The organism is Thermosynechococcus sp. QKsg1 (assembly GCF_031586415.1).
In the GTDB taxonomy this organism is placed as follows: domain Bacteria; phylum Cyanobacteriota; class Cyanobacteriia; order Thermosynechococcales; family Thermosynechococcaceae; genus Thermosynechococcus.
The window spans coordinates 787,266-804,065 of the sequence record NZ_CP134200.1; the positions used below are offsets into that span (position 1 = coordinate 787,266).

The 16,800-nt window shown below is 54.2% G+C and carries 16 protein-coding genes; 11 read left to right on the forward strand and 5 right to left on the reverse strand.

All coding sequences use genetic code 11. The annotated features are described in order from the left end of the window. Positions 1-32 precede the first annotated feature (32 nt). From RHP47_RS04000 to proB, 3 genes are all read right to left on the reverse strand, one after another. A complete protein-coding gene (locus RHP47_RS04000; protein WP_310841088.1) occupies positions 33-785 on the reverse strand; it encodes an RNA methyltransferase in 753 nt (250 codons plus the stop codon). Positions 786-1,376: 591 nt separating this feature from the next. Beyond that, entirely contained in the window at positions 1,377-2,384 is a 1,008-nt protein-coding gene (locus tag RHP47_RS04005; protein ID WP_190278210.1) for a GntR family transcriptional regulator, read from the reverse strand. A gap of 158 nt (positions 2,385-2,542) precedes the next feature. Next, positions 2,543-3,652: a glutamate 5-kinase gene (proB, locus tag RHP47_RS04010; RefSeq protein ID WP_302679877.1), complete on the reverse strand. Its 1,110-nt coding sequence runs from the start codon at positions 3,650-3,652 to the stop codon at positions 2,543-2,545. A 74-nt stretch (positions 3,653-3,726) separates the two neighbouring features. On the opposite strand from proB, the gene RHP47_RS04015 reads away from it, so the two are divergent. The 4 genes from RHP47_RS04015 (at position 3,727) to RHP47_RS04030 (ending at position 5,725) form a co-directional block, all read left to right on the forward strand. Then, positions 3,727-4,530, forward strand: coding sequence for an inositol monophosphatase family protein (locus RHP47_RS04015; protein WP_302679878.1), 804 nt, complete (start codon positions 3,727-3,729; stop codon positions 4,528-4,530). 34 nt (positions 4,531-4,564) lie between these two features. Then, on the forward strand, positions 4,565-5,014 hold the full coding sequence (locus tag RHP47_RS04020) for a DUF29 domain-containing protein (protein ID WP_310841090.1): 450 nt from the start codon (positions 4,565-4,567) through the stop codon (positions 5,012-5,014). A gap of 16 nt (positions 5,015-5,030) precedes the next feature. Beyond that, complete coding sequence (locus RHP47_RS04025) at positions 5,031-5,468, forward strand: DUF29 domain-containing protein (RefSeq protein WP_149818398.1); 438 nt, start codon at positions 5,031-5,033, stop codon at positions 5,466-5,468. Between the two features lie 71 nt (positions 5,469-5,539). Beyond that, on the forward strand, positions 5,540-5,725 hold the full coding sequence (locus RHP47_RS04030) for a hypothetical protein (protein WP_011057956.1): 186 nt from the start codon (positions 5,540-5,542) through the stop codon (positions 5,723-5,725). Here RHP47_RS04030 and RHP47_RS04035 read toward each other — a convergent pair. Beyond that, positions 5,722-6,306, reverse strand: coding sequence for an L-threonylcarbamoyladenylate synthase (locus RHP47_RS04035; RefSeq protein WP_286649900.1), 585 nt, complete (start codon positions 6,304-6,306; stop codon positions 5,722-5,724). The two genes, RHP47_RS04030 and RHP47_RS04035, sit on opposite strands and share 4 nt — an antisense overlap. Before the next feature lie 9 nt (positions 6,307-6,315). Continuing rightward, positions 6,316-8,043, reverse strand: a complete 1,728-nt coding sequence (ggt, locus tag RHP47_RS04040; protein ID WP_310841092.1) for a gamma-glutamyltransferase — start codon at positions 8,041-8,043, stop codon at positions 6,316-6,318. A gap of 99 nt (positions 8,044-8,142) precedes the next feature. Between ggt and RHP47_RS04045 the strand changes: the two genes are divergently transcribed. The 7 genes from RHP47_RS04045 (at position 8,143) to RHP47_RS04075 (ending at position 16,673) form a co-directional block, all read left to right on the forward strand. Beyond that, positions 8,143-9,972, forward strand: coding sequence for an NAD(P)H-quinone oxidoreductase subunit F (locus tag RHP47_RS04045; protein WP_302679881.1), 1,830 nt, complete (start codon positions 8,143-8,145; stop codon positions 9,970-9,972). Further along, positions 9,957-11,453, forward strand: a complete 1,497-nt coding sequence (locus RHP47_RS04050; RefSeq protein WP_310841095.1) for an NADH-quinone oxidoreductase subunit M — start codon at positions 9,957-9,959, stop codon at positions 11,451-11,453. The genes RHP47_RS04045 and RHP47_RS04050 overlap by 16 nt, the downstream gene beginning before the upstream one ends. Then, positions 11,450-12,595, forward strand: a complete 1,146-nt coding sequence (locus RHP47_RS04055; protein ID WP_149818410.1) for a CO2 hydration protein — start codon at positions 11,450-11,452, stop codon at positions 12,593-12,595. Before RHP47_RS04050 ends, RHP47_RS04055 begins: the two co-directional genes overlap by 4 nt. A gap of 66 nt (positions 12,596-12,661) precedes the next feature. Next, positions 12,662-13,939, forward strand: a complete 1,278-nt coding sequence (gene glyA, locus RHP47_RS04060) for a serine hydroxymethyltransferase (RefSeq protein WP_286626709.1) — start codon at positions 12,662-12,664, stop codon at positions 13,937-13,939. Positions 13,940-13,967: 28 nt separating this feature from the next. Continuing rightward, entirely contained in the window at positions 13,968-15,014 is a 1,047-nt protein-coding gene (locus RHP47_RS04065) for a glycosyltransferase family 4 protein (protein ID WP_149818414.1), read from the forward strand. A 4-nt stretch (positions 15,015-15,018) separates the two neighbouring features. Continuing rightward, positions 15,019-16,269, forward strand: a complete 1,251-nt coding sequence (locus RHP47_RS04070) for a competence/damage-inducible protein A (RefSeq protein ID WP_315863455.1) — start codon at positions 15,019-15,021, stop codon at positions 16,267-16,269. Continuing rightward, positions 16,266-16,673 (forward strand): hypothetical protein, encoded by a 408-nt coding sequence (locus RHP47_RS04075; RefSeq protein ID WP_149818418.1) that lies wholly within the window; start codon positions 16,266-16,268, stop codon positions 16,671-16,673. Before RHP47_RS04070 ends, RHP47_RS04075 begins: the two co-directional genes overlap by 4 nt. Positions 16,674-16,800 lie beyond the last annotated feature (127 nt).

Consider the following 16,800-nt stretch of genomic DNA (forward strand, 5'->3'; position numbering starts at 1 on the left):
AACCATTGAACGCGACTGAGCAACCATGCCATTTACTGTAGAGGGAAGGTGTCCGAAGCAATCGTGGCTGCGTGCTGAATTGCCCACTCCACCTGACGAACCATGCCCCGCAACAGCGCCACTTCGGCAGCCGTGGGGTAGGCGCGCCCGAGGAGCGATCGCACCTTGGCCATACGACTAGCAGCGGTATGGGGATACAAAAAACCAATCTGGAGCAGCACCTGCTCTAAATGGTCATAAAACCCCTGCAACTGCTCAAAGGGGACGGCAGACCCTTGGGAAAAAGTTCCCGCGCTGTCGCAGGCCGTCAACCACAACTCATAGCAGCATACGGCAACAGCTTGCGCCAGATTCAAAGATGGATAAGCATTAGCCGTAGGAATCTGCACCAAACCATGGGCACACTCCAATTCTGCATTCGTGAGTCCCCGATCCTCGCGACCAAAGACCAGTGCCGACTGCGGGACAGCCAACAGTTGCGGTGCCGCCTGACGCGGTGTCCACAGAGGTAACGCCAAATCCGCCACATCTCGCCCCACCGTGGCAAAGACCCGCTGACAATCCGCCAGTGCCGTTGCGAGGGAGTCCGTCATTCTGGCTTGCTGGAGCACATCCTCTGCATGAACCGCCCAGCGACGGGCTAGCTCTCCCTTGGGATCACAGCGGGGACTGACAATCCACAACTGCTGTAACCCCATATTTTTCATCACCCGGGCAATGCTGCCGACATTGATCTCCCCTTGGGGTTCAACGAGCACAATGCGTACCAAAGGCAGGGTATCCACGCTTGCTGGCTGAGCCAAAATAAAAAAATAATTAACATTTTCTAGATGATTTTAGAAGACTTCTTTAATCTTTCTCAAGTCCTTACAAATTCAGGACTTTGCTGCATATTTCATAAAATTTAATAACTGTAACACGCTTAGTACGGTTCTTAGCGCAATCAGTAGAATTGGAAATAACTTTTTAGGTGTGACCCCTACTCGCAAACCGCGTTCCCTTGCTTAGGAAGTTCTCCAGAGATTTCCTAGGTACAGTCCTGTTCTAAAACATGGGGGACACAAAGGGGGCTTCTCTCCTATAGAGACTTTCATCGTTTTAACTGTGTTCCATCCCTGTGAAGAGGGCTGGGTTTTGGGCTGGCAGCAGGGGTCTTGATTTATGTGGTGTGGTTCTGTCAACGAGGAGTCAACTCATGTGGCGTTTTATGAGCTTGCATTGGCCAAAACTCAGTGCCGTCGGCCTCCTGTACTGTGGTCTAGCCGCTGGCTTAGGTTATCTTACGAACCTACAACTGGATGCAATGCACAATCAAGCAAAAAACCAGGCAATCACCGTGCAATTGTCCCATAGCCTGAATGATCTCAATCCCTGAGTCAAGAGGCTTTAGCTTCGAGGGGGAGATCTTCCGTCAGACCAATTTCCCGTTTCAGCAGTTCGACCGACTGCGGATCAATGTAGCTTTCGCAGCAAATGAGACGGGGGATGCGAATCAACTCATGGCGGGCCGCCGCAATGGCTGCTTTGACCCGTTCCCCACTGGCGCGATCGCTAATGATCGTATGGGCACGGTGCACCAAGGCATTGAGCTTATAGCTATCGTTGGCTTGAGCCGTCACCAAGAGTAGCTCATCCCCCCGCAAACTGTGGATCATCACCTCTGCGACACCAAGGGTACCGGAACTGAGGCTGACCAACCCCAAGCAGGAGCCTTTCGGCAATTGCCGTACCACTTCCAGTTCCCGCTGGTAGTTGTAGATGTCGATGAAAAATACTCGCACGTCCTTATCGCGGGTGATGGCTTCCGTCATGCTGGCAAAATAGCGCACGGTAACGACAGTTGCAGAGGTATCGCCATCAAGGACGGTTTCTAAGTCTTCAAGAAAAATCAGCTCGACGGGAATCGGCAGCAGTTGTTGCAGTTCCTGAACAATCAGTTCGCCAGCCCCTTGATCGTGGCGGGGCACCGTCACCAAAACCCTCACCCCGGCTTTTTGGCGGGCATCAATCTCCGCAAGGAATAACTCGCGAATTTGACTTAGGGAATAGCCCATTTCGAGGAGGGTATCAACGCTTTCCTGAACAATGCGGTGCACAGGCACAACAGCGGGTCGGCGTTGGCGAGGACGGGTTTCCTCTTGGCCGAGGGCACGCACATAGATGCCCGACCCCACTTGGGGCACGACTAAACCAGCAGCTTCAAGGCGTTCGTAAACTTTGCTGATCGTGTTGCGGTGCAATCCAGTTTGCATGGCCAGCTGCCGCGTACTGGGCAAGCGATACCCCGGCGGAAATTGCCGTGCAGCGATCGCAAAACTAATTTGATTAAAGAGCTGAGTTGAAGCAGGAATTTCGCTATCTGGTTGGATGTGGAACTGAACCATACTTTTTCCGCCAATCAGGTACTGTCCTAATACGCCCTCCTTGGTGTGGCTATGCCAGATGCAAAACCTACCCCCAATCGCTGCATAAACCGTCACAGTTAGTGAGTAATTTTACCGCACTGGTTGGCTATCATCCTGTGCTTGAGGATAGAACACCCTCACAGTGTCACGACTAGGTTGTCGCGGTGGACAATTGTATCGGCAGCGGCATAGCCGAGGATGTTGGCCAATTCCGTAGATTGTTGCCCCTGCACACGCCGGATTTCTTCACTGTTGTAGTTGACAAGGCCACGGGCAATTTCAGTGCCTGTGGGGTCACAGAGCTTCACGGCATCTTGGGCTTGAAACTCCCCTGCAACACGGGTGATGCCTGCTGCCAAAAGAGACTTGCCACCCACAGTAATGGCCTTAACGGCACCCTCATCGAGCCACAACTCGCCTTTGGGAATGAGGGCACGAGCAATCCAGCGTTTGCGGGCATTGATGGTTTTGGGACGAGGTTCAAAGTGGGTGCCCAAGGGCTCACCCGCAAGGATTTTTAGCAGGTTGGTGGGCGATCGCCCATCGGTAATGACAGTGCGTACGCCAGCTTCGGTGGCAATCTCGGCAGCCCGAATTTTGGTGGCCATGCCCCCGGTACCCCAAGGGGAGCCAGCAGCACCAATTTGAATCGTTTGGGCTAACTCGGCTAAGGAGACCACCCGCTCAATGGGAACGGCTGTTTTATCAATGCGCGGATCTGCTGAGTAGAGGCGATCGACATCCGTGAGCAAAAATAACCAATCGGCTTCTACAAGGCTCGCCACAAGGGCTGAGAGAGTATCATTGTCGCCAAACTTGAGTTCATCCACCGCCACCGTATCGTTTTCATTGACAATGGGGATGACGCCCAGTTCAAACAGCGCCTGGAACGTGTTGTAGATATTCAGGTAGCTCTGGCGATCCACAAAATTTTGCCGCGTCACGAGGATTTGGGCAATCGGCTGGCGCAGGACTGAAAAAAGATCATCGTACATGCGCATTAGGTGTCCCTGCCCCACTGCTGCCACCGCCTGTTTTTGGGCTAATTGTTGGGGACGCTCTGTTAAGCCCAAGCGCACAGCACCCACACCCACCGCCCCAGAGGAGACGAGTACCACGCGATCGCCCCGCCGTTGACAGTGACACAGCACCTCCACTAATTGGGCAATGGTGGCCAAGGCCAGATTTCCTTCTTTACCCCCCGTTAAGCTCGATGTGCCAATTTTGACGACCAGTGTTTGTGCCATGGGGAGTCGGGACGGATATTGACCAGTGGGTATAGGATCAGACGTGCTCATTGTATCGCGGTGGGAGACAGCCAATGAACTCAGGGTTTTGGTCTGAGGTGCTGGAAACCTGTCAACAGATTCAACAGGTGGTTGCTCCCCGTTTGCTGGAGTGGGCAGGGCAATCCCCCAGCGATCGTAAAGCCGATGGCAGCCTTGTTACCCGCGCCGACCTTTGGGCCGATCAGAAAATCACCGAAATGCTGCAACAACGCTTTCCCCACCACGGCTGTCTGAGTGAAGAGGGCAACCATACCTACGGTGGTGAACAGTGGTGTTGGATCATTGATCCCATTGATGGCACGACTAACTACAGTCATGGTTTGCCCATTTGGTGTATTGCCCTCAGTCTGCTCTACCAAGGCACACCCGTATTTGGCTATGTGCACGTTCCCGGCTTTCAGCAGACGTTTCATGGCTTCTATCAAGCCCCTGACCATGCCAACGGTGCCTATTTGAATGAGAAACCCATTCGCGTTAAGGTCAGTGAGCCAACGTTGCAGACGTTTTTTAGTCTTTGTGCCCGCAGTACCGATGTGCTCAAGCGCTCCTTCCCCTGCAAAATTCGCATGTTAGGAGCCGCCAGTTACAACTTGCTGACCGTTGCTGCGGGTTATACCCTCGGTGCTGTGGAGCGCACACCTCGCATTTGGGATGTTGCCCCCGCTTGGCCGATTGTCCATGCTGCTGGTGCCCACTGGCAATGGTTAGACCCGCCAGAACCTTGGCAAAGAATGTTTCCCATTCAGCCGGGGCAGGAAGCCGGCAGTCGCATCTTCCATACACTGGTGAGTGCTAGTCCTAGCTTGGGGCAATTTTTTGCGGCGTACATTATCTAAAATGCAGCTGGAGGGGATCTGCTCATCAAAAATCATGCAAAGCAATCTTTATGAAAGCGACTTTTATGCTTGGACCCTAGAGCAGGCGAAGTTACTCAAGGCAGGCGACTTTGGCCATCTTGATATTGCCCACCTAGTAGAGGAAATCGAAGCCTTGGGACGGCAGGAGCGGCAAGAACTAAAAAATCGCCTCGGTGTTTTGATTGGGCATTTGCTGAAGTGGGAGTATCAGCCAGAAAGACGCAGCAAAAGTTGGCGAGTCACGATTCAGATGCAACGACGCGAGATTAAGGATTTATTGGAGGAAAATCCTAGCCTTCAGTCTTATCTAACGAAGGCGATCGCCAAAGCCTATTTGGCAGGACTCGACTTAGTGTGCTTGGAAACGCCCCTAGACTATCCAGATTTACCCCCAACCTGTCCCTATACCCTAGAACAATTGCTTGACCCAGACTTCCCGCGAGATTTGTATCCCACGGAATAGTTCACCATCAAAGGCCATGACCTCTCCTCTGTATGACACGGACTTTTATGCTTGGACCCTAGAGCAGGCGAAGTTGCTCAAGGCAGGCGACTTTGGCCATCTTGATATTGCCCACCTAGTAGAGGAAATCGAAGCCTTGGGACGGCAGGAGCGTCGGGAGCTAGAAAATCGCCTCGGGATTCTCATTGGACATCTCCTGAAGTGGGACTATCAGCCGCAAAAACGCAGTAAAAGCTGGCGAGCAACCATTCGCGAACAACGGCGAGCTGTGCAGAAACTGATCCATCAAAACCCCAGCCTGCAACCCTACTTACCCCAGGCGATCGCTGAGGCCTATGAATCTGGCAAAGATTTAGTGGTGCGTGAAACCCCCTTGGACTACTCAGATCTCCCTGAAACCTGCCCCTATACACTGGGGCAACTCTTTGATCCCGACTTTCCTGCCACGAAGTAAAAAACTTCAGCGTTCTGAAGCATACTCATGGCATCAAGGCTATACTGGCAGTGACGACGTGGAGTCGCAGTATGGATACAGCCCAAATTAAAGCTCTAGTGGAAAAAGCCCTAGAAGATAAAATTCTTACCCTCGAAGAGCATGGCCAAATTATTGACGCAGTGCTTTCCGATGGCCAAATTTCCGAAGAAGAGGAAAAAATTTTACAGGAACTCCTCGAACGGGTCGCCTCTGGGGAAATTGATTCCCAGTATTAGGGTGTTTTAATCTGCACTCGCCCTTGGCGCAGGACGTACCATTCCCCCGATTGCCATTGCACGACGGTTGAAGGTTCTGGGGGGGTAAGGGGTAACTGCCACGGGTGGAGCGTCAGCACTTGGGGAAACTCACAGGCGATCGCCCCCCATTCAATGAGTGGCGGCTGACCTGAACGGTTAATACTGGTGGTGGCCAATGGTCCTGTTTGCTCGAGGAGGGCTTGGGCAGGCGGCCAATCGGGAACCCGCAAGCCAATCGTGCCTGTACCTAGGGGGTTCAAACCCGCAGGAAGTTCAGCAGCGGGCAACACCAAGGTCACGGCTCCCGGCCAATAACGCGCCGCCATGGCAGACCACTGCTCCCATTCAGCCGCACTACCGCGCACAAAGGGCCAGAGTTGCTCAGGATTGGCACCCATGAGGATCAAGGGTTTAGCCAGTTGGCGCTCCTTGGCAGCATAGATCAATTCCCCGCGATCGCACCGACTGGCCAAGGCGGGCACCGTATCGGTGGGAAAACTAATCAACCAATGGCCCGCTCGCACTGCGGCGACTAAGGCGGCCATACTCACCTGTGCCATATTTCTCCTCTACCAACCCATGGCAGCTCCTTCCCCCCGAGGATCCGCTGCCCCTTCCAATTGTCCCTGATCCAAAACGCGAATTAAGCTGGCATTCCCCCAAGGGCGGCTTTGTTCTACCCGATAGCCCCACTGCTGCCACGTTTGAATCCAAGAACTTGGAATCGTTGGCTCGACAAAGAGGGTATCCGGCGCCCACTGCTGATGAATGCGGGGACGGGCAACGGCGGTGGCGGCATCCTGCCCTAAATCAACGACGTTCAGAAACAGTTGCAGCACAGTTGTAATAATGCGACTGCCGCCGGGGGAGCCTAAAACCATATTGAGGCGATGATCCTTTAGCACAATTGTTGGACTCATGCTCGAAAGGGGACGCTTGCCCGGTTCGATGCCATTGGCTAGGGGGGCGTTTTCTGATTGAATACCAACCACACCAAAGAGGTTGGGTTGATTGGGGGCAATGGCAAAATCATCCATTTCATTGTTGAGGAGAATCCCCGTTTGCGGCACCACCACACCCGCCCCAAAGGGACCATTGATCGTAAAGGTTAGGCTAACGGCATTTCTTTGGGCATCGACAACATTCAGGTGACTGGTGTTGTCTGACTCTGCAAGTTGGATTGGGGTTGCGGCACTCACAGCACGTTGGGGACGGGCACGACGGGGAAGAATTTCGCTAACCCGCTGTTGGGCATAGCGAGGATGGGTGAGGGCCGTGACCGGCACCGGCACAAAGTCACTATCCCCGAGGTAACGGGCGCGATCGGCGTAGGCAATTTGCATGACGCTGGCTAGGTAGTGACCGCGATCGCTGGGGGTAGAAGCAGGGGGCAACAGTTGCCAGAGGTTGAGCATTTGCACAAGGGCAACGCCACCAGCAGAGGGGAGTGGCATCGAACAGACCTGAAACGCACGATAGGTGCCACAAATTGGCTCTCGCCAAACGGGGGTATAGGTTCGTAAATCCTCTAGGGTGATCTTGCCCCCTTGCTGCGCCATAAACTCGGCAATCGCTCTGGCAATCCAACCCTCATAAAAGCTGCGCGGATCGCGGGCGATCGCCCCCAAGGTTTTTGCTAACTCTAGCTGTTGAATCACCGTGCCCAAGGGGGGAACTTGGCCATCCCTGAGGAAAATGCGCGCGGCGGTAGCATCGTGCTGCAGAACGGCTTGGCGCATCGTTGCCCACTGCTGATAACGTGGGGTAACCGCAAACCCCTGTTGGGCAGCCTGAATGGCGGGTGCCACCACCTGCGACCAAGGCAGTTGACCATAGCGCTGGTGCAAAGCGGCTAAGCCAGCAACGGTGCCGGGGGTGCCTGCGGCCAAGACTCCATCCAAACTGGCGCGGGGAATCACCTCTCCCTTCGCGTTGAGATACATCGTTGGTGTCGCTTGCAGGGAGGCACGCTCCCGAAAATCAAGGGCACGCAGGGTTTGAGATTGGGCGTGATACACAAGGGCAAAGCCACCGCCACCAATCCCAGCGGCATAGGGTTCAACGACGGCGATCATGAATGCGGTTGCCACGGCTGCATCCACGGCATTGCCCCCTGCCTTGAGGATGTCTCTTCCTATTTTTGCTGCTGCGGGTTGAGCTGCTGTCACCATTCCCCGCTGGCTAATCGTTTGAGCTGGGGCGGGTGGGGCGGCAAAAAACGTTACCGCTAGGACAATAGCGAGGAAGGGCGATCGCCCCCATTGCTCAACCTTCCCTAGAGTGAATCCTTGCTCCATGATTGATTTGGCTCAAAACTGCTGCGGAACCCCAGCCTGTAAAATACACGAAGAGAGCAGTATTGCAAACGTCCTCAACCGCCAAGGTTCATTTTTGCCATGCCAAATTCACTGTTAGAAACCAGTTGGTGGGTGCCCTGTTATGGCTTAGTGGGTGCAGCCCTGACGTTGCCTTGGGCCACCGGTGTTGTGCGGCGCACCGGGCCTCGACCCGCAGCCTACTTCAATCTGCTGATGACGATTGTTGCTTTTGTGCATGGCTTTTTCCTGTTGCAACAAACTCGCAGTGGCGCCACCGCAACGATTGTTTGGCATTGGCTACAGGCACCGGGACTCGATCTCTCGTTTTCATTGCTCATCAACAGTGTCACCACGGGGGCTATGGAGTTGGTGACGGGCCTGAGTATCCTCGCCCAGATTTTTGCCCTGGGTTATCTCGAAAAGGACTGGGGTATGGCCCGCTTCTTTGCCTTAATGGGCTTTTTTGAGGCGGCCCTCAGTGGCATTGCGATCAGTAACTCGCTGCTCCTGAGCTATGGCCTGTTGGAGATGCTGACCCTCTCGACCTATTTGCTGATTGGCTTCTGGTATGCTCAGCCCCTTGTGGTCAAAGCAGCACGGGATGCCTTTCTCACCAAACGGGTGGGGGATATCTTACTCCTCATGGGGGTAGTCGCTGTCGGCAGCCTTGCGGGGAGTTATGATTTTCCCAATCTCTACCAATGGGCAGAAGACGCCAATTTACCAGACGGTTGGGGCTTTTTACTGGGCTTAGCCTTGATTGCAGGTCCCACGGGTAAATGTGCTCAAGTGCCTTTGCACCTGTGGCTCGATGAAGCGATGGAAGGGCCCAACCCCGCTTCGATTATGCGCAACTCAGTGGTGGTGGCGGCGGGTGCCTATATTCTCATTAAGCTACAGCCGATTCTGGTGGCCTGCCCGGGGGCAAACATTGCGCTGATCCTGATTGGGGCAGTCACAGCCATCAGTGAATCCCTTGTTTCCATTGCCCAAATTGACATTAAACGGGCACTGTCCCACTCGACGAGCGCCTATCTGGGGTTGGTGTTTATTGGTGTCGGCACCAACTGGACAGATTTTGCCCTGTTTGTATTGCTCACCCACGCGATCGCCAAGGCACTGCTGTTTATGAGTATTGGCAGTGTGATTATGACCACTAACTGTCAGGATTTGACGGAATTGGGGGGCTTAGGCGGACGGATGCCAGCCACAAGTTCAGCCTTTGTGATCGGCGGTCTCTCCCTAATTGGCTGTCTACCCTTGGGTGCCTTTTGGTCGTTTTATCGCGGCATTGACTATTACTGGCAAACCCAGCTTGGCTTGGTGGGGCTGATTTTGCTGGTTAATACCCTAACGGCGGTCAACCTCACCCGTGTCTTTCGCTTGGTCTTCTTAGGGCCTGCTCAACCCAAAACCCGCCGTGCCCCTGAAGTGCCTTGGCCGCTGGCAGTGCCAATGGTCACCCTGAGTATTTTGAATGTGCTGGTGCCCTTTATCTTGCAGCGGGTGCAGTTGTTACCGACAACGATTGATTGGTGGATTGTGGTTCTGCTTGTGGTGTCAGGATGCACTGGAATTCTCCTTGGGGGTTTTGTCACCCTCAAGCGCCAGTGGACACGTCCGATCAAGGTGCCCTTGCGCTTTGTGCAGGATCTGTTAGCCTACGATCTTTACATTGAGGAACTCTATCGCTATACCGTGGTTTGGGCAGTGCGATCGCTCTCGCAGTTCAGCGCTTGGGTGGATCGCCACGTTGTGGATCGCATTGTGAATACAACGGGTGTGGCATCCCTTGTGGGGGGTGAGTTGCTCAAGTACAGTGCCAGTGGTCAATCCCAAGCCTATTTGCTGCTGGTGTTTATTGGTGTGGCAATTCTTGGGGGGGCGATCGCATGGCTACTACTGTAATGCCGCTGTTAAGTTTCCTTCTCTGGGTGCCCTTACTCGGTGCCCTTGCCCTCAGCCTGTTACCCGCTGAAAGTCTGGGACGCACCTACCGCAGTTTAGCCGCTGTCGTGATGGCGATCGCCCTTGTCGTCAGTCTCGCGATCGCCCGTCTATTTGACCCCGCCAATGCAGCACCGCAATTAACCGAGGTGATTCCTTGGTTGGAGCCACTGGGCTTGAGCTATCGCCTGAGCGTGGATGGCCTGTCGCTGCCGCTATTGGTCTTAAATAACTTCCTGACGCTGATTGCCCTCTTGGCCACTTCTGTCAATCTGCCCCGTCCGCGGTTGTATTACCCGCTGGTACTGCTGTTGAATGCGGGTGTCAGTGGCGCTTTTTTGGCCGATAATTTGCTGCTCTTTTTCCTCTTCTATGAATTGGAGTTGATTCCCCTCTACCTTCTGATTGCGATTTGGGGTGGGGCACGGCGCAGTTATGCGGCCACCAAGTTTTTAATTTACACGGCCATTTCTGGGGTGCTGCTTCTAGCCGGATTCCTAGGACTGGTGTGGCTTGCCCATGCCCCCTCCTTTGACTTTGACCCCCAGTTATCCACCCCCCTGCCCCTCAGTTCACAGCTGGTTTTGCTAGGGCTGATTTTGGTGGGCTTTGGCATCAAGATTCCCCTCGTGCCCTTCCATACGTGGTTACCCGATGCCCACGTTGAAGCTTCCACGCCGATTTCTGTGCTGCTGGCGGGGGTACTCCTGAAATTGGGTACCTATGGGCTAGTGCGCTTTGGCGTGCAGTTATTCCCGCAGGCATGGCAAGTTTTGGCGCCGGGGTTGGCCACTTGGGCGGTAGTCAGTGTCCTCTACGGTTCCCTAATGGCGATCGCCCAAACGGATATGAAAAAAATGGTGGCCTACAGTTCCATTGGGCACATGGGGTTTGTTCTCTTGGCCACTGCCACTGCCACTCCCTTGAGTATTTTGGCGGCTATTGCCCAAATGATGAGCCACGGCTTAATTTCCGCCCTCCTCTTTTTGCTGGTGGGGGTTGTCTATGAAAAAACTGGCAGCCGCAACATTGAGGTACTGCGGGGATTGCTGAACCCTGAGCGGGGGTTGCCCCTGATTGGTAGCCTGATGATTGTCGGTGTCATGGCCAGTGGCGGTATCCCCGGCATGGTGGGCTTTGTGGCGGAGTTCCTGATCTTCCGCAGTAGTTTCCTCACCTTCCCAGTGCAAACACTCCTGTGTATGGTGGGGACGGGCTTAACGGCAGTGTATTTTCTCTTGCTGGTGAACCGCGTCTTTTTTGGTCGTTTGCCCAATGAATTGACGGATTTGCCGCCCGTGGCGTGGGGCGATCGCCTGCCGAGCCTCCTATTAGCCACGCTAATCTTGATCTTAGGGATTGTTCCTAACTGGCTGATCCATTGGAGTGAAACCACCGTTAGCCTTCTCACCACTGCTGTTGCTACGCTGCCCGTACCATGACCCTGATTACTGCTGCTCCAACCTCCCTGCATCAAGAACTGCGTACCGCCATCCTAGAGCGGTTGCTGAATGGTCAAGCCCTGTTACCGGATACGCCAACCCATGTGATGGAAGTGGTGGGCATCCTCAAAAGCTATGGGGTGGTGCTCAAGGCCTATGCCGAAAATCTTTGTGACATTAGTCAGCGGCAGTTTCTGGTGCTCTTTCCCTTTTTCAAATACTTCAACGGTGAGATTACCATTCCCAAGCTGCTGCGCCACTGGTGGCACGACCGCATTAACTACGAATACGCCGAATACTGTATGCGTGCCATGATGTGGCATGGGGGCGGCGGTCTTGATGCCTTCCTTGATTCGGCAGAATTTCGGCAATTGGCGGCCAAGGCGATCGCCGCTAAACTGCGGGGCAATCCCCTGATGCAATTCGTGAACCAGCTTTTTCCAGAGTTTTTGCTGGAAACAGTGCGGATGCTTTGCTACTACAGTGGCTTGGGGCAGTTTTGGACGGTGATGTATCCCATCTTTCTCACCTTGAGCGATTGCTACGATGCGGGTGAGATTCGCAGCATTCCCGATGTCGTAGATCATATTCGCGCGGGACTGATTGCGGCTGCCGATCGCCCCATTACCTACAGCGTTACCATTCACGGCCAAACTTACGATATTCTGCCGGCTAGCGCTGGTCTTACCTTTTTAGCTGACACCGCCATTCCCTATGTCGAAGCGGTGTTCCTGCGGGGTACCCCCTTCTTTGGCCTCATTTCCTTCAATGCCCAAGCGCAACAAATTTCCCGCGATCAAGCCGAATTTGGCTATGGCGCCCTGTTTGCGGATCCCATTCCCACGGGTGCGGCTGGTATTCCTCCCACACTGCTCATGCAGGATATGCGCCACTATCTCCCTCCCTATCTTTTAGAGTTCTATCGTCGCCAAGGCCGAGGGGAAGACGATCTGCGCGTGAAAATTTGCCAAACCTTCCAAAAATCAATGTTTTGCGTCACCACAGCGGCAATCACCGCCCTTGCCCCCTATCCTTGGACGACCACTGACCCCCAAGAGCAAGCCGCCAATCGGGCATTCTACGAAACGTGGCTAGATCGCCTCGAAACCTCCCGACTCTGGAACGTGCAACTGAGCAACTAACCAAGGCTCAGGCAGCGATCCGCGATAAGATAGTAAGGCAGTTCATCTCCCTCCATCGACAATAAAATGACCCATATTGATTGGCTTGCGCAAACGGATCCCTTGGTCGCTGAAATGGTACAGCGGGAAATCCAGCGGCAGCAGCAACACCTTGAACTGATTGCCAGCGAAAACTTTACTTCTCCTGCGGTGATGGCCGCTCAAGGCACAGTTCTCACCAACAAATATGCCGAGGGATTGCCCGGTAAACGCTACTACGGTGGCTGCGAATTTGTGGATGAAGTAGAGCAACTGGCCATCGATCGCGCCAAGGAACTCTTTGCCGCCGCCCACGCCAATGTGCAACCCCACTCCGGTGCCCAAGCCAATTTTGCCGTCTTTTTGGCACTGCTCAATCCCGGCGACACGATTATGGGGATGGACTTGTCCCACGGTGGCCATCTCACCCACGGTTCCCCCGTCAACGTTTCTGGTAAATGGTTTAACGTCGTTCACTACGGTGTCCATCCTGAAACAGAACGCCTCGATATGAACCAGGTGCGGGATTTGGCGCGGCAGCACCGTCCTAAGCTGATCATCTGCGGCTATTCCGCCTATCCACGCGTCATTCCCTTTGCCGAGTTTCGCCAAATTGCCGATGAAGTGGGGGCCTACCTCATGGCCGATATTGCCCACATTGCCGGTTTGGTTGCCACAGGTCACCATCCCAATCCGGTGCCCCTTTGCGATGTGGTCACCACCACCACCCATAAAACCCTGCGCGGCCCTCGCGGCGGCCTGATTCTTACCCGTGATGAAGAGTTGGGCAAAAAGTTCGATAAAGCCGTCTTTCCCGGTACCCAAGGGGGGCCATTGGAGCACGTTATTGCCGCTAAGGCGGTGGCCTTTGGTGAAGCCCTTAAGCCCGAGTTTAAAGCCTATTCTGGCCAAGTGATCCGCAATGCCCAAGCCCTCGCTGCGGGGCTGCAAGCGCGACAACTGCGCCTTGTCTCTGGGGGCACCGATAACCACTTGATGCTGATTGACCTGCGATCGGTAAATCTAACGGGCAAAGAGGCCGATCGCCTGATGGGGGAAATCAATATCACCACCAATAAAAATACGATTCCCTTTGACCCTGCCTCTCCCTTTGTCACCAGTGGTCTGCGGTTAGGAACCCCAGCGTTGACAACCCGTGGCTTCACTGAGGCTGAGTTTACGGAAATCGCCGAAATTATTAGCGATCGCCTGCATGCCCCCGAGGATGAGGTGATTAAAAACCGCTGCCGCGAGCGGGTGGCTGCCCTCTGTGCTCAATTTCCCCTCTATCCCCACTTGCAATTGCCGCAACCAGTGCTAGCCTGAGGGGGAATCCTGCCAATGGTCTAATCAGATGCTGTACCACCTGATTGCCTTCCTTGCTGCCATTGCCGTTGTTCTGTTGGTCACCCCCATTGTCAATGACTTTGGCCAGAAGGCAGGGTTTGTGGATAGACCTAATGAACGCAAAATTCACACCCGCCCAATGGTGCGCCTCGGTGGCGTCTCCATTTTTCTTGGTAATCTGGTGGCACTGCTGATTGTCTGGAATGCCGGCGGATTTGGTGTTTTACCCCAGCCAGCGGAGTATGAAATTTGGGGGGTCACTCTTGGCGGGGTGGCCTTTTTCCTCATTGGCCTAGCGGATGATCTGCTGACTTTACCAGCGCTTCTACGCCTTGTCCTGCAATTTCTGGTGGCGGGTATTGTCTGGGCGGTGGGGGTCAAAATTCGCATTATCACAGTGCCTTTGGTGGGAACTGTTGACCTCGGCTGGCTCAGTTTGCCCTTGACCACAGTGTGGCTAGTGGGCATTGCCAATGCCATTAACTTCATTGATGGGGTAGATGGGCTAGCAGCAGGGGTGTCGGGGATTGCTGCCTCAGCAATGCTGTTTGTCTGTATGCTGATGGGGGAGCCGGAGGCAGGACTATTGGCAGCTGCCTTGGCAGGAGGTGCCTTGGGGTTTCTACGCTATAACTTCAATCCTGCCCAAATTTTCATGGGCGATGGCGGCGCCTACTTCATGGGTTTTACCCTTGCAGGTTTGGGGGTGATTGGCCTTGTGAAGGCTTACACAGCGGTGGCAATTTTGCTGCCCCTATTGATTCTGGCTGTGCCTATTGTGGACACCTCAACCGTTGTTTTTAACCGCCTCCTGAAAGGGCAGTCTCCCTTTGCCCCCGATAAGGGTCATCTGCACCATCGCTTGCTCAAGGCTGGTCTTTCTCAGCGGATGACGGTGCTGTTTATCTATTGCCTAACGCTATGGGTGGGGAGTCTGGCCTTGGCCTTGGCTGGTTTGCCGGGGGGATGGGGCTATGCCGTGGCTGCCTCCCTTTTGATGGGCTTTGCCGCTTGGTATGTATGGGAACGGGTGCGCAACAACGAAGATGACTGAAACAATGAGCGCAGAGATTATTTGCGTGGGCACAGAATTGCTGCTGGGGGAAATTCTCAACAGCAATGCCCAGTTTTTAGCGCAACAACTGGCGAGCTTGGGTATTCCCCACTATTACCAAACTGTCGTTGGCGACAATCCCACGCGGATTAAGAAAGTCGTCGCTATTGCCTGCGATCGCGCCCGCCTATTGATTTTCACGGGTGGCCTTGGCCCCACGCCCGATGACCTGACAACGGAAACCCTAGCGGATTTCTTTCAAGCCCCCCTTGAAGAACGCCCGGAAATTATTACTGACCTAGAACGCAAGTATGCCCATCGCGGCGGCTTTAGTCCCAGTAACCGTAAACAGGCGCTCCTGCCTGCGGGCGCCCAGATTTTGCCCAACCCGATTGGCAGTGCCCCCGGTATGATTTGGCAGCCGCGCACGGGTCTGACAATTCTCACCTTTCCCGGTGTTCCCGCCGAAATGAAGCAGATGTGGCAAGAAACTGCGGTGCCCTTTTTGCGGTCCCAGGGCTGGGGAAAAGAGGTGATTTACAGCCGTGTGCTGCGTTTCTGGGGCATCCCTGAATCGGTACTTGCGGAAAAAGTGGCTGCCCAAATTGCCCGTGAGCATCCCACGGTGGCGCCCTATGCCAGCAATGGGGAAACCCGCCTCCGCATTACCGTCCGTGCCAAAGATGAAGCGGAGGCCCAGCAATTGATTCAACCCGTTGAAGCAGAAATCCGCCAAATTGTCGGCCTAGATTGCTACGGTGCGGATGAGGATACCCTTGCCAGTGCGGTGGCGCGGCTGCTTCAGGAACGACAGCAAACAGTGGCAGTGGCAGAGTCCTGCACCGGCGGTGGCCTTGGGGAGATGCTAACCCGTTTGCCGGGGAGTTCCCTCTCGTTTAAGGGGGGCGTAATTGCCTACGCCAATGATGTCAAGGTAACTCTACTGGGGGTCAATCCTGAGGACTTAGAGCAAGAAGGTGCCGTGAGTGCCGTGGTGGCTGCCCAGATGGCTCTAGGAGTGAAAACGCGTTTAGGCAGTGACTGGGGCGTCAGTATTACCGGGATTGCTGGCCCCGGCGGCGCGACGCTCAGTAAGCCAGTGGGATTGGTGTATATTGGCGTGGCACTGCCCAATGGCGAGGTCATGACCCGTGAATCTCGCTTTAGTGGTCAACGGGGACGGGATTGGGTGCGGCATCTCAGTGCTATGAATGCCCTCGATGTCTTGCGGCGGCAGTTATTGGTGAATCGATGAGTCACGGTCTGCTCTGGTTACCCCTATTGGCTATTTTTATCGTGCTGGCACGGTTGGGCTGGGTCGAGTACCGGAAGGTGGAACACTATCGCCAGTGGGCAAAAAATTTTGAAACCAGTAAATATGACATTGCCGCTGTCCTCGGTCAACAGGGCGATCGCTTGACGTGGGGACGCCCTACCCAACAGGGCATTATTCATTTGCAAACTTGTGAATTATCGACTATTCAAAACATTTGGATTGAGTGTAACGGTCAACGAATTGACACACAAACTACTCATTCTAAAGGAGCAATTCAACTGGTGCTAGAAACCTTTACAGGAGACTGTTATCGCATTCCTTTTACAGAATTCACCCTTGCCTTGGCATGGCGCGATCGCCTGCAACGGGCGATCGGGAACTGATGAGGTTGATTAAAAACGAAAAAAATCTAAATTGTGCTTGACTAAGCTTGACAATTAAGCGAAGTCTGACTAGAGTTACCTAAGTAGTGAGCTAACGGGGGATACCAAAAAGGCAGGGTTTTCTTTC